Source organism: Niallia circulans, from assembly GCF_007273535.1.
In the GTDB taxonomy this organism is placed as follows: Bacteria; Bacillota; Bacilli; order Bacillales; family Cytobacillaceae; genus Niallia; species Niallia circulans_B.
On sequence record NZ_RIBP01000004.1, the window covers coordinates 3647001 to 3673980 of the forward strand.

Annotated in this window: 26 protein-coding genes; 6 read left to right on the forward strand and 20 right to left on the reverse strand. The window is 37.8% G+C overall.

From position 1 onward, the window contains the following. Window positions 1–95 precede the first annotated feature (95 nt). The 6 genes from CEQ21_RS26165 to CEQ21_RS26190 all read right to left on the reverse strand — a co-directional run bounded on the left by CEQ21_RS26165 (window position 96) and on the right by CEQ21_RS26190 (window position 6720). Window positions 96–350, reverse strand: coding sequence for a hypothetical protein (locus tag CEQ21_RS26165; RefSeq protein WP_310649059.1), 255 nt, complete (start codon window positions 348–350; stop codon window positions 96–98). 200 nt (window positions 351–550) lie between these two features. Then, on the reverse strand, window positions 551–1960 hold the full coding sequence (gene lpdA, locus CEQ21_RS26170) for a dihydrolipoyl dehydrogenase (protein ID WP_185767062.1): 1410 nt from the start codon (window positions 1958–1960) through the stop codon (window positions 551–553). A gap of 4 nt (window positions 1961–1964) precedes the next feature. Next, window positions 1965–3284, reverse strand: a complete 1320-nt coding sequence (locus tag CEQ21_RS26175) for a dihydrolipoamide acetyltransferase family protein (RefSeq protein ID WP_185767063.1) — start codon at window positions 3282–3284, stop codon at window positions 1965–1967. A 68-nt stretch (window positions 3285–3352) separates the two neighbouring features. Next, the gene (locus CEQ21_RS26180) at window positions 3353–4330 is read right to left on the reverse strand and encodes an alpha-ketoacid dehydrogenase subunit beta (RefSeq protein ID WP_144452322.1); all 978 of its coding nucleotides are present in this window, start codon (window positions 4328–4330) and stop codon (window positions 3353–3355) included. Window positions 4331–4333: 3 nt separating this feature from the next. Continuing rightward, window positions 4334–5449 carry a pyruvate dehydrogenase (acetyl-transferring) E1 component subunit alpha gene (gene pdhA, locus CEQ21_RS26185; protein WP_185767064.1) on the reverse strand — a complete coding sequence of 372 codons (1116 nt, stop codon included), beginning with the start codon at window positions 5447–5449 and terminating at the stop codon, window positions 4334–4336. A 581-nt stretch (window positions 5450–6030) separates the two neighbouring features. Beyond that, on the reverse strand, window positions 6031–6720 hold the full coding sequence (locus tag CEQ21_RS26190; RefSeq protein ID WP_235907337.1) for a YkyA family protein: 690 nt from the start codon (window positions 6718–6720) through the stop codon (window positions 6031–6033). A gap of 298 nt (window positions 6721–7018) precedes the next feature. Between CEQ21_RS26190 and def the strand changes: the two genes are divergently transcribed. The 3 genes from def to rnjA all read left to right on the forward strand — a co-directional run bounded on the left by def (window position 7019) and on the right by rnjA (window position 10193). Continuing rightward, window positions 7019–7573, forward strand: a complete 555-nt coding sequence (def, locus tag CEQ21_RS26195) for a peptide deformylase (protein WP_185767065.1) — start codon at window positions 7019–7021, stop codon at window positions 7571–7573. Window positions 7574–8313: 740 nt separating this feature from the next. Then, window positions 8314–8526 (forward strand): DNA-dependent RNA polymerase subunit epsilon, encoded by a 213-nt coding sequence (locus CEQ21_RS26200; RefSeq protein WP_185767066.1) that lies wholly within the window; start codon window positions 8314–8316, stop codon window positions 8524–8526. Then, the gene (gene rnjA, locus CEQ21_RS26205; RefSeq protein ID WP_185767067.1) at window positions 8526–10193 is read left to right on the forward strand and encodes a ribonuclease J1; all 1668 of its coding nucleotides are present in this window, start codon (window positions 8526–8528) and stop codon (window positions 10191–10193) included. The genes CEQ21_RS26200 and rnjA overlap by 1 nt, the downstream gene beginning before the upstream one ends. Before the next feature lie 36 nt (window positions 10194–10229). Here the strand turns inward: rnjA and CEQ21_RS26210 are convergent, their stop codons facing one another. From CEQ21_RS26210 to CEQ21_RS26230, 5 genes are all read right to left on the reverse strand, one after another. Beyond that, the gene (locus CEQ21_RS26210; protein WP_185767068.1) at window positions 10230–10889 is read right to left on the reverse strand and encodes a potassium channel family protein; all 660 of its coding nucleotides are present in this window, start codon (window positions 10887–10889) and stop codon (window positions 10230–10232) included. A gap of 141 nt (window positions 10890–11030) precedes the next feature. After that, complete coding sequence (locus CEQ21_RS26215; RefSeq protein ID WP_185767069.1) at window positions 11031–12857, reverse strand: ABC transporter ATP-binding protein; 1827 nt, start codon at window positions 12855–12857, stop codon at window positions 11031–11033. A 17-nt stretch (window positions 12858–12874) separates the two neighbouring features. Beyond that, on the reverse strand, window positions 12875–14620 hold the full coding sequence (locus tag CEQ21_RS26220; protein WP_185767070.1) for an ABC transporter ATP-binding protein: 1746 nt from the start codon (window positions 14618–14620) through the stop codon (window positions 12875–12877). Between the two features lie 263 nt (window positions 14621–14883). After that, a complete protein-coding gene (locus tag CEQ21_RS26225; RefSeq protein WP_185767071.1) occupies window positions 14884–15348 on the reverse strand; it encodes a TlpA family protein disulfide reductase in 465 nt (154 codons plus the stop codon). A 64-nt stretch (window positions 15349–15412) separates the two neighbouring features. Next, entirely contained in the window at window positions 15413–15955 is a 543-nt protein-coding gene (locus CEQ21_RS26230; RefSeq protein ID WP_185767072.1) for a peroxiredoxin, read from the reverse strand. 279 nt (window positions 15956–16234) lie between these two features. On the opposite strand from CEQ21_RS26230, the gene CEQ21_RS26235 reads away from it, so the two are divergent. After that, window positions 16235–17092: a mechanosensitive ion channel family protein gene (locus CEQ21_RS26235; RefSeq protein WP_185767073.1), complete on the forward strand. Its 858-nt coding sequence runs from the start codon at window positions 16235–16237 to the stop codon at window positions 17090–17092. A gap of 70 nt (window positions 17093–17162) precedes the next feature. Here the strand turns inward: CEQ21_RS26235 and CEQ21_RS26240 are convergent, their stop codons facing one another. The 6 genes from CEQ21_RS26240 to CEQ21_RS26265 form a co-directional block, all read right to left on the reverse strand. Next, the gene (locus CEQ21_RS26240; protein ID WP_185767074.1) at window positions 17163–18293 is read right to left on the reverse strand and encodes an N-acetyldiaminopimelate deacetylase; all 1131 of its coding nucleotides are present in this window, start codon (window positions 18291–18293) and stop codon (window positions 17163–17165) included. A 93-nt stretch (window positions 18294–18386) separates the two neighbouring features. Then, window positions 18387–19097 (reverse strand): 2,3,4,5-tetrahydropyridine-2,6-dicarboxylate N-acetyltransferase, encoded by a 711-nt coding sequence (dapD, locus tag CEQ21_RS26245; protein WP_185767075.1) that lies wholly within the window; start codon window positions 19095–19097, stop codon window positions 18387–18389. Between the two features lie 123 nt (window positions 19098–19220). After that, on the reverse strand, window positions 19221–20117 hold the full coding sequence (locus CEQ21_RS26250; protein ID WP_185767076.1) for a LysR family transcriptional regulator: 897 nt from the start codon (window positions 20115–20117) through the stop codon (window positions 19221–19223). A gap of 128 nt (window positions 20118–20245) precedes the next feature. After that, window positions 20246–20680, reverse strand: a complete 435-nt coding sequence (gene cbpB / locus CEQ21_RS26255) for a cyclic-di-AMP-binding protein CbpB (RefSeq protein WP_185767077.1) — start codon at window positions 20678–20680, stop codon at window positions 20246–20248. A 69-nt stretch (window positions 20681–20749) separates the two neighbouring features. Further along, complete coding sequence (locus CEQ21_RS26260; protein WP_185767078.1) at window positions 20750–20893, reverse strand: hypothetical protein; 144 nt, start codon at window positions 20891–20893, stop codon at window positions 20750–20752. Window positions 20894–20997: 104 nt separating this feature from the next. Beyond that, window positions 20998–21234: a YkuJ family protein gene (locus CEQ21_RS26265; protein WP_127734982.1), complete on the reverse strand. Its 237-nt coding sequence runs from the start codon at window positions 21232–21234 to the stop codon at window positions 20998–21000. Between the two features lie 242 nt (window positions 21235–21476). On the opposite strand from CEQ21_RS26265, the gene CEQ21_RS26270 reads away from it, so the two are divergent. Beyond that, a complete protein-coding gene (locus CEQ21_RS26270) occupies window positions 21477–21710 on the forward strand; it encodes a glutaredoxin family protein (RefSeq protein WP_127734985.1) in 234 nt (77 codons plus the stop codon). 49 nt (window positions 21711–21759) lie between these two features. On the opposite strand, the gene CEQ21_RS26275 is transcribed toward CEQ21_RS26270, so the two are convergent. Together CEQ21_RS26275 and CEQ21_RS26280 are read right to left on the reverse strand one after the other, a co-directional pair. After that, window positions 21760–22377 (reverse strand): DUF3993 domain-containing protein, encoded by a 618-nt coding sequence (locus CEQ21_RS26275; protein ID WP_185767079.1) that lies wholly within the window; start codon window positions 22375–22377, stop codon window positions 21760–21762. 170 nt (window positions 22378–22547) lie between these two features. Further along, window positions 22548–23765, reverse strand: coding sequence for an EAL domain-containing protein (locus CEQ21_RS26280; protein WP_185767080.1), 1218 nt, complete (start codon window positions 23763–23765; stop codon window positions 22548–22550). A 210-nt stretch (window positions 23766–23975) separates the two neighbouring features. Between CEQ21_RS26280 and CEQ21_RS26285 the strand changes: the two genes are divergently transcribed. After that, window positions 23976–24704: a C39 family peptidase gene (locus CEQ21_RS26285; RefSeq protein ID WP_185767081.1), complete on the forward strand. Its 729-nt coding sequence runs from the start codon at window positions 23976–23978 to the stop codon at window positions 24702–24704. Window positions 24705–24779: 75 nt separating this feature from the next. Here the strand turns inward: CEQ21_RS26285 and CEQ21_RS26290 are convergent, their stop codons facing one another. Next, window positions 24780–26924 carry a putative bifunctional diguanylate cyclase/phosphodiesterase gene (locus tag CEQ21_RS26290; protein ID WP_185767082.1) on the reverse strand — a complete coding sequence of 715 codons (2145 nt, stop codon included), beginning with the start codon at window positions 26922–26924 and terminating at the stop codon, window positions 24780–24782. Window positions 26925–26980: the final 56 nt, after the last annotated feature.

Genomic DNA, 26980 nt, shown 5'->3' on the forward strand with positions numbered 1-26980 from the left:
TTTGATATACAGAAGGATTAAACAGCCATAGTGACTCTTATACAGCTCTTAATTAGAACTTAAATAGAATCCCTTCACCTCTTCCTATTCTCCCCTTAAACAACCGCTATGATGGTCATTATCATTTGAAAGGAACCATAAATGGAAAGGCTTATTGCTGTCGCAAGCATCGTTTTCCTTTGAGACCTTATAACATAATTACCTAGGATAACAGCCAAATACAAAAAAACACCAAACATTACTAACTTATAAACGAAAAGATCATGTTCAGACAGCCATTCAATGATTGAATATCCACTCCATAGCATCAACTGTAAAAGAATCGTCGTATAAATCTTCAAGGAAAACACCACCTTTTCCATTTTTTCATGTAACCAATCATATAACTATATTTTATGCATGTCCTACTTAATCATTCCGTAATTAAGTGAGTATCGTCTTACTTCCATTATAGAATTCCCATAAAACCTTATTCCATCCACTTTAGGCAAATGAAGAATACGTAGAAAATAAAAAAACCTCTCTTTAACAAGAGAGGTTTTTTCTAATATTACTTAATGATGTGAATTGGGCTACCAATTGCAACTTCAGCAGCTTCCATCGTGATCTCTCCCAAAGTTGGGTGAGCGTGGATAGTCATTGCTAGGTCTTCAGCAGTCATACCTGCTTCAATTGCCAAGCCAAGTTCAGCGATCATGTCAGAAGCGTTAGCTCCAGCGATTTGAGCACCGATTACTAAGCCATCCTCTTTACGAGTAACAAGCTTCATGAAACCTTCGCTTTGGTTAAGTGCAAGTGCACGACCGTTAGCAGCGAATGGGAATTTAGCAGCTGTAACTGCGATTCCAGCTTCTTTAGCAGAAGCTTCTGTATGTCCAACTGTAGCCAATTCTGGCTCAGCGAATACAACAGCAGGAATTCCAAGATAATCGATTTCAGAATTGTGGCCACCGATAACTTCTGCAGCAATTTTACCTTCGTAAGAAGCTTTGTGTGCAAGTGGTGGTCCTTCAATGATATCACCGATTGCAAAGATATTGCTTACAGTAGTTCTGCATTGCTTATCAGTTTTGATAAGTCCGCGTTCAGCAAGCTCAATTCCTACTTGCTCAAGACCAAGTTCGTCTGTGTTTGGTTTTCTTCCAACCATTACGAATACATAGTCAGCTTCGATCTTTTGTTCTTGACCTTTTGCTTCATATGTTACAGTAACGCCAGTGTCAGTTTCTACGACACCTTTAGCCATTGCTTTTGTAATGATCTCCGCACCTTTTTTCTTCAAGTTGCGTACTACCAATGAAGACATTTGCTTTTCGAAACCGTTAAGGATATCGTCAGCACCTTCAAGGATAGTTACTTGAGTTCCAAAGCTTGCGTATGCTCCACCAAGCTCAGTACCTACATAGCCTCCACCGATAACAACGATTTTCTCTGGAATTTCTTGAAGAGCAAGTGCACCAGTAGAATCAAGAACACGTTTAGAGTATTTGAATGCAGGAATTTCAATTGGACGAGATCCAGTTGCAATAATTGCATTTTTGAAAGTGTAAGTTTGAGATGACTTATCATCCATAACTTTAAGTGTGTTAGCATCAACGAAGTATGCTTCGCCATAAGCGATGTCAACTTTATTTCCTTTAAGAAGACCTTCTACACCGCCAGTAAGCTTATTAACAACACTTGCTTTCCACTCTTGAACTTTTGAGAAATCTACTTTTACATTTTCAGCAGTAATCCCAATATCGTCAGAATGCTTAGCAGTCTCAAAACGATGACCTGCTGTGATTAATGCTTTAGATGGGATACAGCCTACGTTTAAGCAAACTCCGCCCAATACATTTTTCTCAACGATTGTTACTTTTTGTCCTAGTTGTGCTGCACGAATTGCCGCTACATAACCACCAGGGCCTGCACCAATGACTATAGTATCTGTTTCAATAGGAAAATCTCCAACTACCATGTTTTTACGCCTCCATTAACAATAGTTCTGGATCGTTCAACAAACGCTTAATGTGATTCATTGCATTTTGAGCAGTAGCTCCATCGATCATGCGGTGATCGAAGCTTAGAGAAAGAGCTAATACTGGAGCAGCAACGATTTCGCCGTCTTTAACGATCGCTTTTTCTGCAATACGTCCAATTCCAAGGATAGCCACTTCTGGGTGGTTAATAACTGGAGTGAACCATTGTCCGCCAGCTGATCCAATGTTTGAAATTGTGCAAGAAGCACCTTTCATTTCAGTTGGAGCTAGTTTACCGTCTCTAGCTTTACCAGCAAGTTCATTGATTTCGTTAGAAATATTGAAAATTCCTTTACGATCAGCATTTTTAACAACAGGAACTAGAAGTCCTTTTTCAGTATCAGCAGCGATACCGATGTTGTAGTAGTGCTTATGAACGATTTCACTTGTAGCATCATCTAAAGAAGTGTTAAGTGCTGGGAATTCTTTTAATGCGCTTGTCAATGCTTTAACAACATATGGCAAGAACGTTAACTTAATGCCTTTAGCAGCAGCAACTTCTTTATATTTCTTACGGTGAGCAACAAGGTTTGAAACTTCTACTTCATCCATAAGTGTTACGTGTGGAGCTGTATGCTTAGAGTTAACCATCGCTTTAGCGATTGCTTTTCTGATACCGCTCATTTTCTCGCGAGTTTCTGGGAAGTCGCCTTCTGGAATCGCAAGTGGTTTTGGTGCTTCTTGTTCTGCAGCTGGAGTAGCTTCAGCAGCTTCTGTTGCAGCAGGTGCCGCAGCTCCACCGTTCAAGAATGCATCGATATCTTCTTTTGAGATACGACCGTTTTTGCCAGTACCAGATACTGTGCGGATGTCCACACCTTTATCACGAGCATATTTACGTACAGATGGCATTGCGATAATACGTCTGCTTGGATCCACTTCTTCTGCAGCTGCAGGAGTTTGAACAGGTTCTTTAGCAACCGCATCGCCAGCTTCTGCTGTGCCTTGTACTTGTGCTTCTGTTTTAGCTTCTTCTTTAGGAGCGTCATGACCATGGTCGCCCTTAAATTGAATATCCTCGTAGCCAGGAGCGTCAAAAGTGATTAGGATATCACCAACAACTGCTACTGTACCTTCTTCTACAAGAACTTCTTCAACTGTACCGTCAACTGGAGACGGAATTTCTACTACTGCTTTATCGTTTTGTACTTCACACAAAACGTCGTCTTCTTGAACTTTATCGCCTGGTTTAACAAACCATTTTACGATTTCACCTTCGTGGATACCTTCACCGATATCCGGTAATCTGAATTGAAAAGACAAAGTAATTCAACCTCCTACATTTCCATTATTTCGTTGCTTTTTATTATCCCTGACTAATAACTACTTTATTAGAAAGTAAGGACTTTTTTAGCTGTTTCAATGATATCTTTGTAATTTGGAAGCCAAATGTTCTCAGCTTGTGTAAATGCATAAACAGTATCAGGAGCAGCTACACGCAATACAGGAGCTTCTAGGCTAAGAATAGCGCGCTCGTTGATTTCTGCGATAACATTTGCAGCGATACCTGCTTGTCTTTGTGCCTCTTGAACAACAACAGCTCTTCCTGTTTTTTCAACAGAAGCAACGATTGTTTCAACATCCAATGGGCTGATTGTACGCAAGTCAACAACTTCTACAGAGTATCCTTCTTTTTCTAACTCTTCAGCAGCTTTGATTGATTCGTGAACCATTGCACCGTAAGCAATCAATGAAAGGTCTTTACCTTCACGTTTAACATCTGCTTTACCGATTTCGATTGTGTACGCTTCTTCAGGTACCTCTTCACGGAATGAACGGTATAATTTCAAATGCTCAAGGAATACAACTGGGTCATTGTCTCTGATTGCAGCAATCAATAGACCTTTTGCATCGTAAGGTGTTGATGGAACAACAACTTTCAAACCAGGTTGAGTTGTTACAAGTGCTTCTAAGCTGTCAGAGTGAAGCTCAGGAGTATGAACGCCGCCACCGAATGGAGAACGGATTGTAACTGGTGAGTTGTAACGTCCACCTGAACGGTAACGCATACGCGCCATTTGTCCGTTAATGCTGTCCATTACTTCGTAAACGAAACCAAAGAATTGGATTTCTGGAACTGGACGGAAGCCTTGAAGTCCAAGACCTACTGCCAAACCACCAATACCTGATTCAGCTAACGGAGTATCGAATACACGATCTTCACCGAATTCTTTTTGAAGTCCTTCCGTTGCACGGAATACACCGCCGTTAACACCAACGTCTTCACCGAATACTAAAACGTTCGGATCATTACGTAATTCTGTGCGTAACGCATCAGTGATTGCTTGGATCATTGTCATTTGCGCCATGGCTTATTTCGACTCCTTTGCTGCATAGATTTCATATTGTTCTTTCAAGTTATTAGGAAGCTCTTCAAACATGTTGTTGATCAAGTCAGTAACTTTTTGCTGTGGTTCAGCATCAGCAAGTTTGATTGCTTCTTTAATTTCGTCTTTAGCACGAGCAATTACTTCGTTTTCTTTTTCTTCGTTCCAGATTCCTTTGTTTTCTAGGAATTTACGGAAGCGAACCAATGGATCTTTCTTTTCCCACTCGCTGTCTAACTCAGAAGTACGGTAGCGTGTTGGGTCATCTCCAGCCATTGTATGTGGACCATATCTATAAGTAAGTGTTTCGATCAATGTAGGACCTTCACCATTAACAGCTCTGTCACGAGCATCTTTAACAGCAGCATAAACAGCTAATGCGTCCATACCGTCTACTTGAATACCTGGGATACCTGCAGCAACTGCTTTTTGTGCAATTGTTTTTGCAGCAGATTGCTTCTCAACAGGAGTAGAGATAGCGAAACGGTTGTTTTGTACGATAAAGATTGCAGGAGCTTTGAATGCACCAGCAAAGTTGATTCCTTCATAGAAGTCACCTTGTGAAGCACCGCCATCACCTGTGTAAGTGATTGCTACTGATTTTGCTCCGCGTTTTTTCATTCCAAGTGCTACACCAGCTGTTTGGATGTATTGTGCACCAATGATGATTTGTGGTGAAATTACGTTAACACCTTCAGGCATTTGGTTACCTTTGAAATGTCCGCGAGAGAATAAGAATGCTTGGTATAAAGGAAGTCCGTGCCAGATTAACTGTGGAACATCACGATATCCTGGAAGAATGAAATCCTCTTTCTCCAATGCAAATTGTGAAGCTAACTGAGAAGCTTCTTGACCTGCAGTTGGTGCATAGAAACCAAGACGACCTTGTCTGTTAAGAGAAATAGAACGTTGGTCAAGAATACGAGTGTATACCATGCGAGTCATCAATTCTTGTAATTGCTCATCGCTTAAATCAGGCATTGCAGATTCATTTACAACTTCGCCCTCTTCATTTAGGATCTGAAGTGTTTGAAATTGGTTTTCTACTTGTTCAAGCTGTGCTTGCACATCTAATTGAGCCTTCTTTGTTTTAGAAGCCATTAAAGCCACCCTTTCCTTTCTTTTTAAAAAGACGTATCGATAATCTAACGTATTTCCTTCGTTGTTTCATGGTAATAAGTGTGTTGTATCTAGTTAGACAGCGCTTTCTAGTCTATCATCCACACTTTTTTAGCAACCTAAAAAAAACCATACTTATACAGTTTTCCACAAAAACCGCTAGAAAAAACGTCTTTATAAATAATTCGGTATCCGTATGTTCTGTATCAATAAGTACGATAAGATATATTAATACAACTTTTTAATACATGTATAAGTTTAATATACATAATTATTATCCGTCAATCTTAAAGTACTATGTTTTTTGTGTATTTTTTTATTTTTGTAAAAAAAATTTAAACAAACTGTATTATCAGCTGTTTTATATCTGTACTATAAAAATATCACTAACGGAAACTGTATTATAATATCAACTTTATTTTCCAGCTTAAAATTTTGTCGAAAGTAACTTGTAAAAACGTATGTACATAAAAAGCGCCCTAGTGTAATGATTGCCCATATAGACAAATGAATATACATCATTTGTCCTTTGAGACAGCCATATCACTCGGACGCTGAATAATTTATTTCGCCTGTTTATCTTCCACTTTAACTTCCACACCAGCTTTTTCGTAGAAATCAATTTTCAAGTCATTGTATTGCTTCGTTAATTTATTGAATTCTTCATTATTATCGAGCACCTTCTGGTAAACCTCGTTGATCTTTTGAATTTGTTCTTCTAAAGCATCTATCTTTACATCCTTGTTTTTAAACATCTCATAAAGCTCATTATCATACTTCAAACCAGTCGTATAATTAGCATATAGTTTGTCATGAACCTTATACCTGTCCATCATTACATCGTATAGTTTTTCAGCTTGGCTTTTTAGATCTTTTTCATCCTCGCCGTCCATATCTTCCATAATTGGTTTCACTTTCTCAAATGCTTCCTTTGATTTTTGAATGCTTTCTTCTTCTTTATCTATATATTCCTTCCTTTTGGCAACAGAGGCAAGCGCTTCATCGGACAGAGTTTTTATTTCATCCATTTTCTCAAGTCCTAAGGAAATAATTTTAGCATATATCTCTTGTTCGTTTTTTTCTAATTTAACTAGCGGATCCTGCTGTTTTTCGAACTCACTTTCTAATTCTACTACATCCTCTAGCCTATCATGCATCTTTTCCCCTGATGACTCAAAGCCCTTGCAAGCGGACAAGCTGGTTATAATTAAAATGATAAGTACTGTTGCTGCCAGTCTTTTCGCTATTTTCAATGATATCCTCCTCACTCTCTCTTCTAAATCCCTTAAATCTATTGTTGTTTTGTCGTATTTTCGGTAGACCTACTCTATTCTGCCATTTGTGAAACAAGTGAGCAAATTCTACTTGCACCACAAATACTATGTCTATTAAAAGTTATTCACAATTCTTCTTTTATATTACTAATTCTAGCATTTTATTTTTCCACTATTGTTTTTAGAAGACAGGCTGAGGATTAACTTTTTATAATTTGTCTGTTAGACTTAGTATCGTATTTAATCATAATGTAGAAGCAAAAAGGAAGTGATCTGTTTGATAACGATGAAGGACATCATTCGCGACGGTCATCCGACATTACGTAAAGTAGCGGAAGAGGTTTCCATTCCTGCAAGCAAGGAAGACAAACAAATATTAGAAGGCATGATGGAATATTTAATAAACAGCCAAGATCCGGAAAAAGCGGAAAAATATGAGCTTAGAGGCGGAGTGGGATTGGCAGCACCACAAATTAATGTACAAAAGCGTATGATTGCTGTCCATGCAAAGGACGAAAACGGCAAGCAATTCAGCTACGCATTGTTCAACCCTAAAATCATCAGTCATTCCATTGAAAAATCTTATTTGACTGGCGGGGAAGGCTGTTTGTCAGTTGATGAAGCAATACCTGGTTTTGTACCAAGAAATGCAAGAATCACTGTTAAAGGCATTGATCTTGACAACAATGAAGTAAAGCTAAGACTCAAAGGGCTAATGGCTATCATTTTCCAGCATGAAATTGACCATCTGAATGGTGTCATGTTCTATGATCATATTAATACTGAAGCACCATATACACCTGTTGAAAATGCCATACCTATTGATAGATGATACGTTTTAAAAAAACCCGAACTTCTTATGTGAAAAGTTCGGGTTTTTGTTTGCTGTTTTCACATGACAGCTTAGTGACATGGAGTCGAATAGGGCTATTTTGCTTTCATTTACTGTTCGCCTATTTTTCTAAAACTTCTATTATATGTAAGAAACATTGCTAGTGTCACATATACTAACAGTATAAGTACAAGTGAATTTCCTCCTTTATATCTTCCAAATGACATAATTTTCTCTTTTCCGGACAAAATACACCATATAATCAAAGGAAAGCTTTACTTTGTACAAGAATGGTTTAAAATAGGAAATAAGGAGATGATCCACTATGTTAAAAAAGCTTCGTCAAAAGCTTCGTAGACAGTGGAAAGATTTGTTGCGTAAAAAAACAATTGCTTAAAACAAAACTGATTGTTCCATTAGGGTCTGACCTCAATTTGCCAACACGCATATTAAGTGCCTTTTAAGGGTATCTATGTGCATGTATATTGCCAGAGGGTTGGGCCTTTTGTTTATTTTTAGAAAAGTGTACCCTATACCCCCTCCAAAAACTTATTATTTATGGCATAGTATGCTATTATACGATTATCTGGATTTAATAAGCACTTGCAATAAATCCTTATTTTCATCACAATATGTTTACATATCTTTACAATAAAGCGATTTCTATATAGAAATACATGAAAAACATGTTAATTTTTTATATAATATAAATTAGATACTATTTTTAAGGAGCGATTCACATGGTCTACAAAGTATACTACCAAGAATTAAAAACAGAGGTACCAGTAAGAGAAAAAACAAAAACAATATACGTAGAAGGCGTATCAGAAAGAGATGTCCGGACTAAACTAGGGGAAAAACCATATAATATTGAATTTGTATGCCCAGTAGCTGGAGCATTTTTAGATTATGAAAAACAAAATGAAGATTTCACAGTATTGGAGATTGAATAATGAAATTTGTTAAAAACGATCAAACAGCTGTATTTGCTCTAGGAGGACTAGGGGAAATCGGAAAAAACACATACGGTGTGCAATTCCAAGATGAGATCATTTTAATCGATGCAGGGATCAAGTTTCCGGAGGACGAGCTCCTCGGTATCGATTATGTGATACCTGATTATAGTTTTCTTGTAAAAAATGCAGATAAAATTAAAGGTTTATTTATCACACACGGACATGAAGACCATATCGGGGGCATTCCTTATTTGTTAAGACAAGTAAATATCCCTCTATATGGCGGAAAGCTTGCACTTGCACTTGTGCGCAACAAGTTAGAAGAACATGGATTATTAAGACAAACAACCATGCACGAAATTAATGAAGATGATGTTATTAAATTTAGAAAAACATCTGTTTCCTTCTTTAAAACAACGCATAGTATACCTGATTCATACGGTATTGTTGTCAAGACTCCTCCAGGCCAAATTGTTCATACAGGAGATTTTAAGTTTGACTTTACACCTGTTGGCGAGCCTGCGAACTTGACGAAGATGGCAGAAATCGGAAAAGAAGGAGTGCTTTGCCTGCTTTCTGACAGCACAAACAGTGAAGTGCCTAACTTTACTATGTCTGAACGAAAAGTCGGTGAAAGCATCCAGGATATTTTCAGAAAAGCGGACGGACGTCTTATTTTCGCTACTTTCGCATCTAATATATACAGACTTCAGCAAGTCACAGATGCTGCCGTAGAATTCGGACGTAAGGTTGCCGTATTTGGGCGAAGCATGGAAGCTGCCATTAATATTGGTCTTGAGCTTGGATTTATTAAAGCTCCGAAAGAAACGTTTATTGAACCACATCATATTAATCGTTTACCTGCAAATCAAGTAACGATTCTATGTACAGGAAGCCAAGGAGAACCGATGGCAGCAATGTCCAGAATTGCTAACGGCACACATCGCCAAATCCAGATTATCCCTGGAGATACGGTTGTCTTCTCGTCTTCACCAATTCCTGGTAATACATTAAGTGTCAATAAAACAATTAATCAGCTTTACCGCGCTGGTGCTGAAGTTATTCACGGACCATTAAATAATATTCATACATCAGGTCACGGTGGACAGCAAGAGCAAAAGCTTATGCTGCGATTAATAAAGCCAAAATTCTTCATGCCAATACACGGAGAATTCAGAATGCAAAAAATCCATACACAAACAGCAATTGACTGTGGTGTGGAAGAAGAAAATTGCTTTATTATGGACAATGGAGAAGTATTGGCTCTATCCAGTGATACAGCACAAGTTGCAGGAAAAATCCCTTCTGGTTCTGTTTATATTGACGGCAGCGGAATCGGTGATATCGGTAATATTGTATTACGCGACCGCCGCATCTTGTCAGAAGAAGGACTTGTTGTTGTTGTTGTCAGCATCAACATGAAGGATTTTAAGGTTTCAGCTGGACCTGACCTTATTTCAAGAGGATTTGTGTATATGCGTGAATCAGGTGACTTAATCAATGATGCTCAATCATTAATTAACAAGCATCTGAACAAAGTAATGGAGCGCAAAACTACACAATGGTCTGAAATTAAGAATGAGATTATCGACACACTTTCTCCATTCTTATATGAAAAAACAAAAAGAAGACCGATGATACTTCCTATCATCATGGAAGTTTAATAAACGAAAAGGCTCAGCTGCTGCTGAGCCTTTTCTTTATGACATCACTTTCTTTTCAAATCGATTAATATCAGAATCTGCACCTATAACAATCAAGATATCATTCTCTTCAATCGGCTCATTTGCTTGTGGTGAAACAATAATATCATTTACCCTTTTAATCGCCACAATGGTAATCCCATAACGGGCCCGAATGTCTAAATCGACCATGGTACGCCCTGCTAAACGGCTACTTGCTTTGATTTCGACAATACTATGTTCATCAGAAAGCTCCAGATAGTCAAGAACATTATTTGACACGATATTGTGGGCAATTCTTTTCCCCATATCCCTTTCAGGATGGATAATGGAATCTGCACCGATTTTTTTTAGAACTTTCTCATGATAATCATTTTGTGCCTTTACAGTAATATTATTAACACCCATTTCTTTAAGAATAAGTGTCGTTAATATACTTGCTTGAATATCATCACCTATTGCCACAATAACATGCTCGAAGTTCCTAATTCCGAGGCTTTTAAGTACATTTTCATCCACTGAGTTACCAACCACTGCATGTGACACTATATTTGCATACTCATTGACACGCTCCTCATTTTTGTCAATGACCATCACTTCCATGCCAAGTTCCATCAATTCTTTACATATGCTTCCGCCAAAACGGCCAAGTCCGATTACTGCAAATTCCTTCTTCATATGTTTCCTCCAGTGTAGTTACCTTACCTTATCTTCTTATCTTATAATAATAAAGGAATAGCTCACAATTTTCCAGCAAGACCAATACTATAAAAAAAACAAAAAACACTGTCTTAGCAAGTAAGACAGTGTTTAACAAAGCTATACAGCATTCAGCATCTTAAACTGCGCTTCGACCAAATGATAATAAATACCCTTTTGCTCTATCAATTGATCATGCGACCCTTGCTCCATTATGCTTCCATGATCTAGAACCACTATTTTATCCGCATCCCTGATCGTGGATAGCCGGTGTGCAATCATGATTGCAGTCCTTCCCTTAAGTAGCGTTCGCAATGCTTCTTGAATCTTCAGTTCTGTTTCTGTGTCAATACTCGCTGTCGCCTCATCAAGAATTAGTATGCGCGGGTTTGCCAATAATGCTCTTGAAAAGGATAATAACTGTCTTTGCCCAACAGATAGAATATTCCCCCGCTCTTCCACCTCTGTTCGATATTTATTTGGCAGTGCCTCAATGAAGGTATGTGCACCAATCGCTTTTGCTGAGGCAATCACTTCCTCATCTGTTGCATCCGGCCTTCCAAAACGTATATTCTCCATGATTGTACCAGAAAAAATAAATGTATCCTGAAGGACAATACTAATTTGCTTTCGCAACGATTGCAACGAAATATCTTTCATTTCAATTCCGTCTACCGTAATTTCTCCTTTAGTAGGATCGTAAAAGCGGCTTATTAAATTAGCAATCGTTGTTTTTCCAGAACCAGTATGACCAACAAGGGCAACAGTCTCTCCAGCTCCAATTGTCAGATCAACTCCGTTTAAAGCCTTCCGCTTGCTCGTATAAGCAAATTCAACGCCTTTAAAGCAAACCTGCCCTTTCATTTCCTGAACAATAACTGGATTATCTATTTCTGATACATTAGGTTTTTCATCTAAAAACTCGAAAATCCGCTCAGATGATGCCATGCCCATCAGCAGCTGGTTATACACCATGCCAAGCCTTGAGATTGGTTCCCAAAACATTCCTAAATAAAAGGCAAAGGAAACAAATACACCAATCGTCATACCATGCTGAATTAAGTAAGCACCATACCAAATTAGTACGGCTGTTCCGATTGCATTTGTTATTTCTACAAATGGGCGAAACATAGCATTTTGTTTTGACGCATTCTTCCAGCTATCAAAATTCTCTTTGTTTAACCCGTTAAAAAACATCATATTTGGCTTTTCCTGTGTAGCAGCCTGAGTAACTCGTATCCCTTGAATGCTTTCATTTAAATGTGAGTTAAGCTTTGATTGCTTCAGTCTCACTACCTGCCACGATTTCCTGATTTTACGCCGTAATGCAGTTGAAATAAAGAACATCACTGGGATAATAACTAATACGGCTAAAGCCAATTCAGGGCTTAAGGAAAGGAGAATAGCAAATATGCCGATCAGCAGAATAATATCCATTAGTAAATTGATAACACCATTTGTAAACAGCTCTTGCAGAGAATTAATATCATTTAATATTCTAACTAAGATGGACCCTGCAGATCGTTCATCAAAAAAACGGTGTGACAGCTTTTGAACATGTGTAAAAAGATGCTTACGCAAATCATAAATCACATTTTGACCAAGTGTATTCATCCATTTAATACGATAGAAGTTGGCAGCATAGGACGCCCCATACATTGCCCCTATCAGCAACACCAACATTGTCAGCTGACTTCCATCCTTGTTGATGATCGCTTGGTCTAATACGTAAACACCAATTAATATTGGAATAATCAGCCTAACTGCTGTCGTAATAAGAACTGTGATAATCGACAATGGCAACAAATTCTTTTGATATGGTTTCATATAGCTAAGCAAACGCCACATTTGCTTCCAGTTAAACGGTTTCTCAATTACCTCTTCTGTCGTGTATTTAAACCTGTTTAAAATTAGGGCATCCTTGCTTTCGTTTTTTGGCTTACTCATTTTATCCCCCCTGTTCTTTAAGCATTTAGTATCTTTTTCTGATCTTGGAACTGGATATCGTAAATTCTCCGGTAAGGACCATTTTGAGTAATCAGCTCTGCGTGGCATCCTCTTTCCACGATACGTCCTTCGTCAAGGACTAGTATTTCATCAGCATGTTTAATAGATGAAATACGATGGGCAATTATGAACGTTGTTTTATTTTCCATGATTGCATGTAATTCTTTTTGTATTGTAAATTCTGTCTGCATATCTACGGCACTTGTGGCATCATCAAGAATCAGAATACTTGGGTTAATACAAATAGCTCGAGCGATGGCAATCCTTTGCTTTTGTCCTCCAGACAGCCCTAAGCCGCGTTCGCCAAGCATTGTGTCATACCCATCAGGCAGCTCCATAATAAACTCATGTGCTTGAGCACGCTTTGCGGCATGAATAATTTCCTCCATCGTACTTTCAGGCTTGCCATAAGCTATATTGCTTCTTATGGAGGATGAAAATAAAAACGATTCCTGTGACACTAATCCGATATTACCGCGAAGAGATTCAATCTCGTAATCCTCTACATTATGTCCGTCAATAAGCACTGCACCGTCTGACGCTTCATAAAATCTTGTCAGCAGCTGCGTTATACTTGTTTTTCCAGATCCAGTACCGCCAATTAAACCAATGGTCTTGCCTGGTTGTGCGTAAAAACTAATTGTATTAAGGGCATAGCCCTCTTTTGTTGCATATTTAAGACTTACATCACAAAATTCTACTTCTCCCTCAAGCTTCTTCGCATGTTTAGCATCTAACTTATCTGCAATCAAATAATCCTTTTCTAAAATTTCCAAAAGTCTTTCTCCAGATGCCTTTGCCTGGGAGAACTGATTGACGACGAAGCCTAGGTTCATGATTGGCCACATAATATAGCCAAGCAAGCTGTAAAATGCAACAAGTTCACCAGGCTGCAGACTGTCATTAATCACCAAGTATCCACCATAGGCAACCAAAAGCAAAACGCTTACATTTCCTAAAAACTCCATTAACGGAAAGTACTTAGACCAAATACTTGATGTAAATAAATATTGATCCTTATAATCTCCGTTTGCTTTATTAAACTTTCTAACTTCGAAATCCTCTCTTGATAGAGATTTCACTGTATTAATACCGCTAATATTTTCTTGCACCTTTGTATTAAGTACTCCAAAGGACTTTCTTATTCCTCTGAATGCTGGATGGACAGCTTTGTCAAACTTATATGTAACGACAGCTAAAAAGGGAATCGTCACAAGCGTGACCAATGTCAGCGAAACAGAGTAATTTAACATAACCGCAAAGCTGACAGCAATCAACAGCACAAACCGGATCAATTCAGAAAAGCCTGCAGATAAAAAAAAGCGAAAACCTTCGACATCTGCAGTAAGCCTTGACATCAGATCGCCTGTTTTTGCATTATCATAATAAGAAAACGGCAAATACTGCAGCTTTTTGTATAGTCCATTTCGTAATAAATAAACAGAGCTGATGCCAAACATATCACCTGTATATTGGTATATGTAAGTCGCAACCCCCTTTATCAGCATGACAGCAATAAAGCCGATGGATAAATACGGTATCCATCCATATTCACCTTTTAAAACAACTTCATCGATGGTGAGCTGCAATATAATCGGATAAACAACCGTAATACCTGTTACTACAATTAAAAAAAGAATGGAAATAATAAAATACTTCTTAAATGGTAAATAGTATGACTTTAACTTTTGAAATGTTTCCAAGACCTTGCTCCCCCTCTACCTACATCATTGCACCCCAGAGATAAGTTAAAAGCAAAAAAAGTTGCACTATTAATATAACGGTTTTCGAAATATTAATCTACAGGTTTCGGAAGATAATTATAGAAATTTTTTGAAATAAAAGTTATTTTCATTTACTGAACAATTTAGTGTCATCGTTTATAGTAATGCTGGTTTTATTTAAGCATAAAAAAACAACCTCCTATTTGAGATTGTCTCTCTAGCCACAATACAAAATTATATCATTATTCTTTTTCAGCAGGCTTTACTGGTTCATCAAGCACTCGATTAACCCGCTTTTCAAGCAGCTTTACTCCGCTTCCGCCAGCTTGATAATGTCTCAGCTGACCTGTCTTATCAAAAACATAATAGGCTGGTACATATTCGTTTTCAAATGCTTCTGTCAACTTATGCTCACTGTCGACAAAAATAGGCTGAGTAATTCCAAGCTCTTCAGCAGTCGCTTTTATCTTATCATAATTCAAATCTGCTTCTGATCTTGGCATATGTACCGTCATAAAATTCAGCTTTTCGCTGTATTCATCTCTAAAAATATTAATTTGCGGCATAGATTCTTTACATAAATAGCAGCTTATAGACCAGAAATGAATTAAGGTCGGTTTTTCACCAAGCAACTCGTTTTTTGCTACTTCTCCGTTCAGCCATGCTGTTGCTCCTGTCAATTCAGGCATTTGCTCACGCAATTTCATTTTTTACCCTCCTTTATTTCCGTTAATCTGCTAATTCACTATTTAAGTTCCGCTTGTCTGCAAATCATAATGTAGCTTGGCCTGGCTTCCAGTTAGCAGGACAAAGTCCACCAGTTTGAAGTGCTTGAAGAACACGCAATGTTTCATCAACATCACGACCAATATTATTATGATTAATAACGGAATACATTAATTCCCCTTCAGGGCTGATAATGAATAGACCACGAAGCGCAATTCCTTCCTCTTCAATCAGAACACCATATTCTCTTGATACTACATGGTTTGTATCTGCGGCAAGTGGATAATTCAATTCACCAAGACCATTTTCTTTACGGTTCGTTTTAATCCATGCTAAATGTGTGTGAATGGTGTCTGTAGAAACACCAATTACCTCCGCATCAAGATCTTCAAATTCATCATAGCGGTCTGACAATGAGATAATTTCTGTCGGACAAACAGACGTGAAGTCCATTGGATAAAAAAATAATACAGTCCATTTCGTGTTTTTCATATTTTCTTCTAGGCTAACTATACCGAATTCTTTATTTGCTAAAACTGCTTCCATCTCAAATTTAGGTGCTTGCTTACCTACCATCCGTTCTGGCATTACCAATTACCTCCCGAAAAATGATTTAATTGAGAATATATCAAGTCTAAATTCTATATTTTTCTTATATTTCCTATTATAGTTATTATATATTTTGTCGTCAACGCTACATAATAATAAGTTCTAAAAGCTAATGATTATTAATAATATTTTTATCACCATTGGGGAAAATACCTATATTGCCAACTGTGTATCTCTTTATACGTTTATCTGTGCTATATTAGGGAATAAGTTAAAAAGCTTTTAACTCGTAATACATAAATAAAGGACGTGCAGTAAATGAACAGTATTTCTGATATTCAAAGTTATTTTGAAAACTTTAATTATGCAGGCTTGCTTGTTAGTGTAGGATTAGTCCTGCTAAAGCTCCTGCTGATTTTTTGTATCTATTTTATTATCAAAAAAATTAGTGTCGTATTTATTTCAAAGCTTTTTGAGACATATACGAAAAAGCATGCCATTTCATCTGGACGTGCCTATACTTTAGAAAGTCTAACCAAAAATATTCTGTCCTATCTTTTTATTTTTATTTTGGCTGTCACCGTCCTCCAAACATTTGGTATTGATGCTACCGCTATTCTTGCTGGTGCTGGTATAGTTGGTCTTGCAGTAGGATTTGGGGCACAAGGTCTTGTTAGTGATATAGTAACAGGTTTTTTTCTGCTGTTAGAAAAACAGTTGGATGTAGGGGATTCCATAACAACTAGCACCTTTTCAGGAACAGTTGAGCAGGTAGGGCTTCGAACGACACAATTGCGCTCTGCAGATGGGACACTTCATTTCATCCCAAACAGAGAAATTAAAACATTGAGCAACCATTCCCGCGGAGACATGCAAGCACTTGTGGACGTCATCATTTCTAATGACAATAACATCCCGCAGGTTTTGCAAACCTTCCAGGAAGAGTGCGATAAAATTCGTGAGGAAAGCAATGTTATCACAGACGGTCCAAATGTTATCGGTATTCAGTCCTTTGCAAGTACAAGTCTGACCATCCGCATTGTTACGAAAACACTGAACAATGAACAATGGGGTATGGAAAGGCTGATTCGTCAAAGAATGCAGGAAACTATTGATGATAAACAAATCAAGCTGCCGTCCCCAGCAACTCTCGCATTGGAAAAAGGCAATAAATAAATAAATAAATAAATAAAACCATCCCCAAGCTGTTAATGAGAGACAGTCATGAGGATGGTTTTTCTTATAATTACTTGTTATTCCCTTTAAATTGTATATAAGAAGTAATCATATTAATAGCAGTCTCTAATGCTTCTTCATCTGGATTAAGCTTGCTGTGATGCAAGCCGTAAGGAGAATTGACACCAAGCCAAAACATAAATCCTGGGATTTCCTTTAACATATAGCCAAAGTCTTCTCCTGTCATCGCTTCCTTACATTCAATTAGCTCGATATTCGTTTCGCTTCGTATAAAGTCCATAAATTCAGCAGTTATTGCTTCTTCATTATAAACCTGATAATAACCACTACCGAAATCTATCGTACATTCGCATTCATAGCCAGCTTCTATTCCTTTGACAAGAGCTTTTACCCTATCCTTTACCTTTGCCATAGATTCAGCCGAAAGTGTACGCATTGTTCCTTCCAATCTTGCAGTTTCTGCGATAACGTTTTGAACAGTACCACCAGTTATTTTTCCAATCGTAACAACAGCACTGTCAAGAGGATCAATATTTCTTGACACAATGGTTTGGAGCTGTGCTACTAAATTACATGCAGCCACGACCATATCATTCGTTTGGTGCGGATAAGCAGCATGTCCACCTTTACCTTTCAAGTCGATGAATAGTTCTGACGTATTGGCAAAAAGCAGGCCAGGCTTCACTGCGACTGTCCCAACAGGATATTCAGGAGCGACATGGAGGGCTATAATAATATCTGGCTTCCATTCCTGCATGATGTCACTTTTTAACATTGGTTCCGCACCGCCTGGACCTTCTTCTGCGGGCTGGAAAACAAAAAGCATATCATCATCAATCGGATTTTCTACGATATTAGTTAATACACCAAGGGCAATTGTCATATGAAAATCATGACCGCAAGCATGCATTTCCTGTTCATGATTAGAGGAGAACGGCAGTCCTGTCTCTTCTTTAATTGGAAGCCCGTCAATATCTGCTCGATAGCCGATAAGTCTGCCAGATTTTCTGCCGAGCACCTTAACAAAAATTCCTGTTTTCCATTGTTTAATTTCAATACGGTCACTAGATAATGAACGAATATAATCTAACAGATAAGCCTGTGTTTTATATTCTTGAAATCCTAATTCAGGAATTTGGTGCAATTCACGTCTAATTTGTATATAATCGGTTTTTGCCACCTTTTTCTCCTCCAGCTTATCGGTATTAGTTTAATTTAAAGAACCTTATTAAAAGGAAAAGCGCGGAAGTAAGTTCCCACGCTTTTGTCTTTATTATAATTTACGAAGCTCTTGCATAATTTCTGTTTTGGATTTTGTCTTTTCATCAATTTCTTTGATGATGCGTGCTGGAGCACCTGCAACCAATGTGTTTGGCGGTACATCTTCAAGAACGATCGCACCTGCCGCAACAACAGCACCTTTACCAACAGTAACACCTTCAACAACAACAGCATTTGCACCGATAAGAACATCGTCTTCCACGATAACTGGTTTAGCAGAAGGTGGCTCGATAACACCTGCAAGGACTGCGCCTGCACCTACATGGCTGTTTTTACCAACAGTAGCTCGTCCACCAAGAATCGCACCCATATCGATCATTGTGCCTTCGCCGATGCTTGCACCGATATTAATAACAGCACCCATCATGATAACGGCATTGTCACCAATTTCCACTTGGTCACGAATAATAGCTCCTGGCTCAATACGAGCTTTGATGTTCTTCATGTCCAATAGAGGAATAGCTGAGTTTCTGCGATCATTTTCAACTACATAATCAGTGAATTTTTCTTTATTAGCTTCCATTACTTCACTAATATCAGACCATTCACCAAATACAACACCAGCATCTCCGCTAACAAAAGATTGGATTTTCTCACCGAAGTTAACTTCAGATAAGCTACCTTTAACATATACCTTTACAGGTGTTGATTTTGTACTATTTGCAATAAATGAAATAATTTCATTTGCATCCATCATTTTCATCTTGTTTACCTCCAATATGTATATATAACACTAAGCATTACTTTACCAAACAAAAGCATAGAAGACAAGCAAAAAACAAACATCAGCCTTGAATCTATGCTATCAATTCAAGGGTTTAAAACCCTATTTCTGCTGACAACTATTCTCCCCTGCCACATATTCATCGATAATATCAAGAAATGCCTGCACTTGCTTCAATTGAAATGCAGCCTCATAGCCAATAAGCCATGTACTCCGGTAAATTGGGGCATTCCGCTCATCTTGAAGAGGAACTTGAAAGAGGTTTTCACTTGCACCCTTAAGTGCAATGCCAGGTAAAATACTGTAGCCAATTCCGTTAAAGGTTAATTGCTTGCATGTTTCGATTTGGTCAACATAAATGGTATTTTTAGGGGGTGCAGGGAATTGCCTGTGCCACCATTCTTGAATTTCCTCATAATAGCTTGAATCGCTTTTAAATTGTATAAATGGTCTGTCTGTATCCATCAGCTGATCAAGGCTTGAAATCTTACTGTCCACTAAATAGAGAGGATCGTCAAACAAATGCTTTTTAGCACCTTTCCAATCAGATCCTCCTCTTATTATTCCAAGGTGAATGCTGCCATCAGCCATTGATTTCAATATTTCACTGCTCCAGCCAGTTATTAAGGATACTTTCGCTCTTGGGTAGCTTTTTATAAATTCCTTTAGCGCCCCTGGCAGCCAATTCTGGCCGACAATACTTGCTGCAGCAATACTTAATGTCCCATGAACTTCGCCTCTTAATGCGTGAATCGCTTCTTTCACCTTTTCTTCGTTGCTGATTGTGTCAACTGCAAATTGCGCAACAAGCTCACCGGCTGCTGTCAATGAAAGCCCTCGTTGTGACCTGATAAACAGTTTGGCACCCCATTCCTTCTCAATGTTCTGCAAACGCTGGGAGAGGGCTGGCTGAGATACAAACAGTTTTTCTGCCGCTTTTCTCATATTCATCTCTTGGGCTAAAACCTTTAACAATTGCAGCTCAGATATTGTTGACATAATGTACCTCTCTTTGTTCCTGCTGATATTGGCTTGAAAAAACGCTTCATTAGTCGATGGATAATGCAGATATGCCTTATAGGGGAATAACTTTAGGGAAGCCTGATGAAACGAAGCTTGCTCAAAGTTTATATTTCCAAAAATGTATTCAGTCTTGCTAGGACAGACCTTCTAGTCAAAATACCATCAAAAAATCCTTCATCATCCTCAAGGCAGATAAAAGGATTATCAGTTAACATTTCCATCATGTCTTTAAATGCAGTATTTGTATTTGCTCTAGGAACAATCGTATTCATAATCGTTTCTACTTTAATGCTATCTAATTTTTCAAATTCAATGCGCTCTAGCCCGAGGATACTTTCCATAATAATGGGCGTGCTGAGCAAGCCATGGAGCTTATAGGAAGGATCTAGTACTGGTATGGAAGAATAGCCGCTTTTCGTCAGCACTAAAAGAGCATGCTCTAAATTATTACCAACTTGCACATGGGCAACACGTTCAGAAGGAATCATTAATTCTTTCACTGTAATGTCTAAAAATTCTCCGTTGTGTATGCTGGTCATAGCCGAAAACTCCTCAATAGTTTATTTTCTACTCCACTATCTTACCATAATTTTCGGCCATTTGCTCATTTAACCCTTGCTCGTTTCAATGTTACGCTGATTGTAGCCACAATTTGGACAAGTGTAGATAACATTCTGATTGGACTGTGCTGTCAGGACATTTTCTAATGATTCCTGCTCCTGGCATTTTGGACAAGTCACTGTTATTTGCATGTAATTTCATCTCCCTTCAATATTAGACTGTTGCATTACGGCGCAATTATGCAAGGTTAATGACACAAAAAAGAGCCGTAAAAAATACGGCTCTTTTTAAGTGATTATTGAATAAGATCGAAAATTTCAATTGTAATCATATCAATATTGTCGAATTGATATCTTTTTGGCTTTTCTTTATCGTTGTATACTTCCAACTCGTATGTTTCTGTTTTTGGATGGAATGTAACTTGGCATTTTCTTTCGCCGTTCACCTCAAAAAAACGTTGGGATGGTTCTCCCCCTGTTGATTGTTCTTGTAAATTTTTCAAACGTGTTAATATGCCTTGAAGCTGTGACATGCTCTCTCTCCTTTCAAACAAACCCATATACTTTATAGGTTTAACTATTAGCATGTTTCTATACACTTTCCCTTTAAATTAAAGCAAGCTTTCTTGCTTTGTGTAAATGCCAATAATAACAGAATAAAATATTGCGGGGTGTTTGTCCAAGTAAAATTGAAGAATGAGCAAATCTTTTTTTTAATGACCATATAATATGCTATGATAAAACAATATATCTACACTAGATGGAGGCAGTTTTTTTGAAAAAAATAACAATGTATACACAACCGGATTGTCCGCCATGTGAATATGCAAAAACATTTTTAAAGGAAAAAGGATTTGAACTGGACTTAAGGGATATCCAAAAGGATGCTCGTGCAAGAAAAGAACTTGTGCAAAAATATCAATGCTATTCTACTCCAACTTTTATCATTGGCGAAACAGTCATCGCTGGCTTTGACCATGATAAGCTGCAGGAGGTTCTTGGCTTTTAAGAGCAGCTACCTTAACTTATGGTATACCTCTTACTAAGAATGTAGAATATTAATATTTTGCAAAAGGAGTGCTGAGAGAAATCTGAAATTCAGCAAAAATTTCTTTTCCCCAATTTATATTCGACAATGACAGCATACCGTTCTGATGCTTGCTGTCATTTTCTTTTTCTGCTTTTAGATATTCCACAATTTCCTCATTTGTAAGCTGGCTTGATACCTTCCATTTGTCATTTACTTTCTTCAAAAGCAATCCCTCATAATGGTTTTCATAGTATAAAGGACCGTCCTCTGGAGCTTCAAAAAATTCGTATACATAAATCTTATCTTGCTGAATATCGATTTCTGTTTTTTCCGAAAACTGAAAAAACGGAATATAGTATGGAGCAAAATCACTGCCGAATGTAATGAATTTACCATTTTCCGTCACGAGGTTTGCTTCAAGAAAACTGTCCTTATATTCGTTAGAAAAATACGGTGTTAAAAGGGAGTCTACCTCTTCCATTTCTCTATACCTTTCACTTAATGATACTTGGGCTGTAAATGCATCTTCCAAAAATTGCAGGACTTCTCCTCTTGTTGACAACTCTTCTTTTTCCTTAGCTAGTGATGGATGTGCAAATGCAAGGGCTAGTACTAAAACAAAAATACTGATCATCGTCTTTTTCATTTGCCCTCTCCCCTTTCTCTATGTTAATGATAACAATAATTCCTTGGCTGTATTCCTATTTTCGTTCGTAAAATTCCGAACTGGTTTGACAAAATTCTCTCTTATAAGACGTATACCCCAAAATAGGGGAATATAACGTTAAACAAAAAAAAGACCCTAATATAAGGGTCTTAATTAAGCAGTACTTCCATCTTATCCAAGAAGTTATAGGAAAGATCGATAAAAAGAAATTCATTAGCATCAAGTGGATAGGAAAATGTCCTAACGGTTCCGCCTGTTTCAATATCGCTGTATAAATCAGACAAAATGCCTTTTTTTTCATTTTGCATCCTGATAATATTTTCTAGGAAATACGGGCGCCAGCTCCAGTTTTTATTTACATACTCATCCTGCAGAACCCAAATGTTGTTGTCATAAAAGATATTTGCTGATTTTTGAAAGCCATCTTCATCACATACATACATTCGAAAGGCAACATCTGTCAGTTCATTTGACAGGCACTTCAACAGTTCTTCAAAGCTGCTGTATTTACGGTATTTCTGCAATAATTCAGTGAGCTCAATTTGAAATTTTGCTGTTAACTGAAGAATAGATGTCAGCTTTTTCTTTTCATATGAGATAAATTCATGAAACTCAGCCCCTAATTGACCTTTACGAATTGCTGGGTCAATAAAATATTCTTCAGGATGATGCAAGTAAAAGCCTTGATAAAATCTACCGCCATTTTTCCAAGCAAATTGAAGCTGGTGTACCATTTCAATATTTTCAAACAAGAGGTTTGCGCCTATTTTTCTGGCAAGCATGGACAGAGAATAAAGAACATTTTGATACATATGAGAAGTAGATGTGGAACGAAGCGCTAATAGATCGATTTTCATAATATCTGGAGCTAATTCTCCAATGCGATCAATATAGCTGCTTTCACTTCCCATTTTATCAATCGCAATCTTTATGCCAAATGTACGATAATAAACAAGCAAATGATCAAGATGTTGAGATTGACCAGTATAATTCCGTTCTGATATTTCGAGTACAATTCGTTTTAAATCCATGCCCCGCTCTTCGTATGACATAAGCATTTGCAGAAATTCCTCGCCGTCATCATACATCAGGAGATCAGCATCGCGATTGATAAAAAGCAGGAAATCTCCCTTAACTTCTGTCGCTTTATCCAGTGCCTTTGTCAATACTGCCTTGTCAACTTCATTTTTATATTCCTCTGGTATTGACTCATCTAGAAAAAACGGACCTAAGCTTTCTATCCCATTTATCCCGTTATATCTTCCTAATACTTCATATCCAATTACTTTATGTTCATCAGCACTAAAAATAGCTTGGAAATAAGGGATGACATTTTCTAGATCTGTCAAAATATCTAATGCGTCCATATTTTGATCAGCCTCCCCATAAATAATGACTTATTATACCATACAATGTCGTGCTATTTCCCTTTAATAGACCTGTAACACTATATTTATTTTGAATATTTAGCCTATAATCATTAATTCACCTTTATTGGAAATTATCTATCCTCATAAACAACCTGAAAACTCATATCCTATATGTTATAGGAGTCGGCAATCGAAAGTAGGTTGCCTATGAGTTATTTCAAATTGATTTTTCTAATGGTGCTTCTAATAACTTCCTTGAAGCCAGATACTAGGTTAGATATAGCTTCCATTGCCTCTGCCGAAGGTGCTCAAGCAATTCCTGCAGCCTCTCCTCAAACTGGAAGGCCTATCAGGCTTAATGTACCATTAATTAAGCAGAATCCAGACTTAAAGTATGGCTGTGAGGTCACTAGTTTGGCTATGGTCCTGCAATATGCAGGAGTTAAGGTCACAAAAATGGATTTATATAAAAAAGTAGCCAAGGATTCTGACCCTCTTGTCAAAAAACATGGAGATATTATTAGCTGGGGTGACCCTGCAGTCGGGTTTGTTGGAGATATGACAGGCCGAAGCAGCGGCTATGCTGTTTTTGATCAACCAATTGAAGATTTAGTGAATCATTATTTGCCTGAGAGAGCCGTTAATTTAACCAATCTTTCTTTCTCCGCTGTCGAAAAGCATGTATCTGATGGTTTTCCTGTTGTAGTTTGGACAACTGGCGACTATAGGCTTCCAGACAGATGGGAATCTTGGGAACATAAAGGAAGAACCATTAAAACACCACTTGACCTGCATGCCGTTGTACTTGTTGGTTATGACAATAATTATGTTTATCTTAATGATCCGCTGTCAGGAAGAAAGAATGTAAAGGTAAATAAAACGCGTTTTATTAAATCATGGGCAGCTTTAAAAAATCGGGCTGTCAGCTATAGATAAATGTTGCCATCCTTGGATATCTTCAAGGATGGCAATTTTAATTGAGGAAGGCATGAAATCTTCATACCCTTTTGTTTAATTTATTCCATTATCCGTTTTTTCATTCCTATTTCCAAAGTTGGCACGGGACATTAAAAACTTCTCCACTTCACTCGCTGGAAGTGGTCTGGAATAATAAAAGCCTTGTGCCTTATGGCAATTAGCGGCTATCAGAATATCTGCCTGCTCCTGGCATTCTACCCCTTCGGCAATGACGTCCATCCCTAGGTTTTTTCCTAAGTGAATGATGGTTGTAATAATCGCTGCATCCTTAACATTTTCCAATACATCTCTGACAAATGATTGATCAATTTTTAGAATGTCGATTGGAAATTGCTTAATATAGCTTAACGAAGAATACCCTGTCCCAAAATCATCAACAGATATGATAACACCAAGCTCCTTCAATTTCCTTAATACAGGAATTGCCTCCTTTGAATTATGCATGGCGCCTTCTGTTATTTCGATTTCAAGCAAGTTTGCCGGTATATCATTTTTAATAATTGCTGACTTAATGATATCTACAAAGTTAGGTTGTTCGAATTGCTTTGGAGAGATATTGACTGCAATGCGGATGCCATTGCCAAATGCCTGCAGCCAGCTGCTGATTTGCTTACATGCTGTTTCAATAACCCAGTTTCCAATTGGAATGATAAGGCCTGTATCCTCTGCAAGGGGAATAAATTCTCCGGGAGAAATGAACCCTAATGTTGGACATTCCCATCTGAGCAGTGCTTCTACGCTCTTAATTGTCTTGTCTTTCAAGTCAATTTGTGGCTGATAAAATAAGGTCAGTTCCTCATTTTGGACAGCTTTCCGTAAATTCGTCTCCATTGTCACAATGTTTGTTAAGGTAATATTCATATCAGATCGATAAAATTGATAATGAGCCTTGCCTCTTTCCTTCACTCTGAATAAAGCTTCATCTGCATTTTTGATGAGCGTGCCTTCGTCCTTCCCATCATTCGGATACATACTTATGCCTATGCTTGGGGTAATATAGTATTCCTGTGAATCTAGGTAAAAGGAGCTTGCAAATCTTGACAGGATTGCTTGAGCAAAAGAGGTTGCCTTTTGCCTTGTGATGTTAGCAAGTACAATAATGAACTCATCCCCGCCTTGCCTATACACATGACAATCCATATTATTAAATTCTAACAGCCTGTCTGCAACCTTTATCAATATTTGGTCGCCTATGATATGACCAAAGGTGTCATTAATATATTTAAACCTGTCAAGGTCAATTGTGAGCAGTGCAATTTCTGTGCCATTTTCTGTCGCTTTTTTTATTTCCATATTTAAATCTTCCAGCAATGCTCTTCTGTTATACAGTCCTGTGAGCTGATCATGGAAAGCCATATATCTGATTTTTTCCGCTGTTTCTTTTTTCTCTGACATATCTCTAAGTATGATATACATTCCTTGTGCACTATTATTAACAATGATAGGAATAATTTTAATATGGAGATTAAGGACATGACCATTCTTCATTTTTAACACACTGTCAATGGACTGGGACAAATGTGTCAACCGGCATTTTCTGATTTGATCCTTAAAGTATGTGAGACTGTCTTCATCAATCAATTCAAAAATAGACCTGTTCAGAATCTTTTCTAACGTGTATCCTGTCAGCTTTTCCCCGGCTGGATTCACCGTATAAATGGAGCCACTTAAATCGATTCCAAGAACGGCATCAAGATTGTGGTCGACAATGGAGCGAATTTGCTGTTCTCTCTCAATGAGTCTCTGTTTTTCTTCCTGTAGTTTTGTTACATCTCTTGTCACAGAAACAATAAATTTCACATTCCCGTCTGTATCCAAAATAGGTGTCAAAACAGACTCCCCATAGCGCTTGATTCCTTCTGGCAAAATGACTTCATCAGAAAAAACACGCATTTCTTTCGCGTCATAAACCATACCATATTCTTGCTGAAGAGCCTCGGCTAAACTTGGTAGAAGAACCTCCTGCAGCGGTTTCCCAATGTAGTTTGGGGCGAGCTTCGCATGGGCATATCCTGCCTCATTTGCAAAAACATAAGTAAAAAGCGGTCCAGGTTCTGCCTTCATAATGTAAACCATATCATTGATATGCTTAAAAATGATTTCAAATATGATTCTCTCAATGCGCGTGTGTATATTTTTATGCTTTTCATCATTTAGGATCTCATATAATCCATTCATTTGTATCATCCTTATTCTACTTCTCTCAGTGCCACTAACTGTTAATTGTTCTCAAA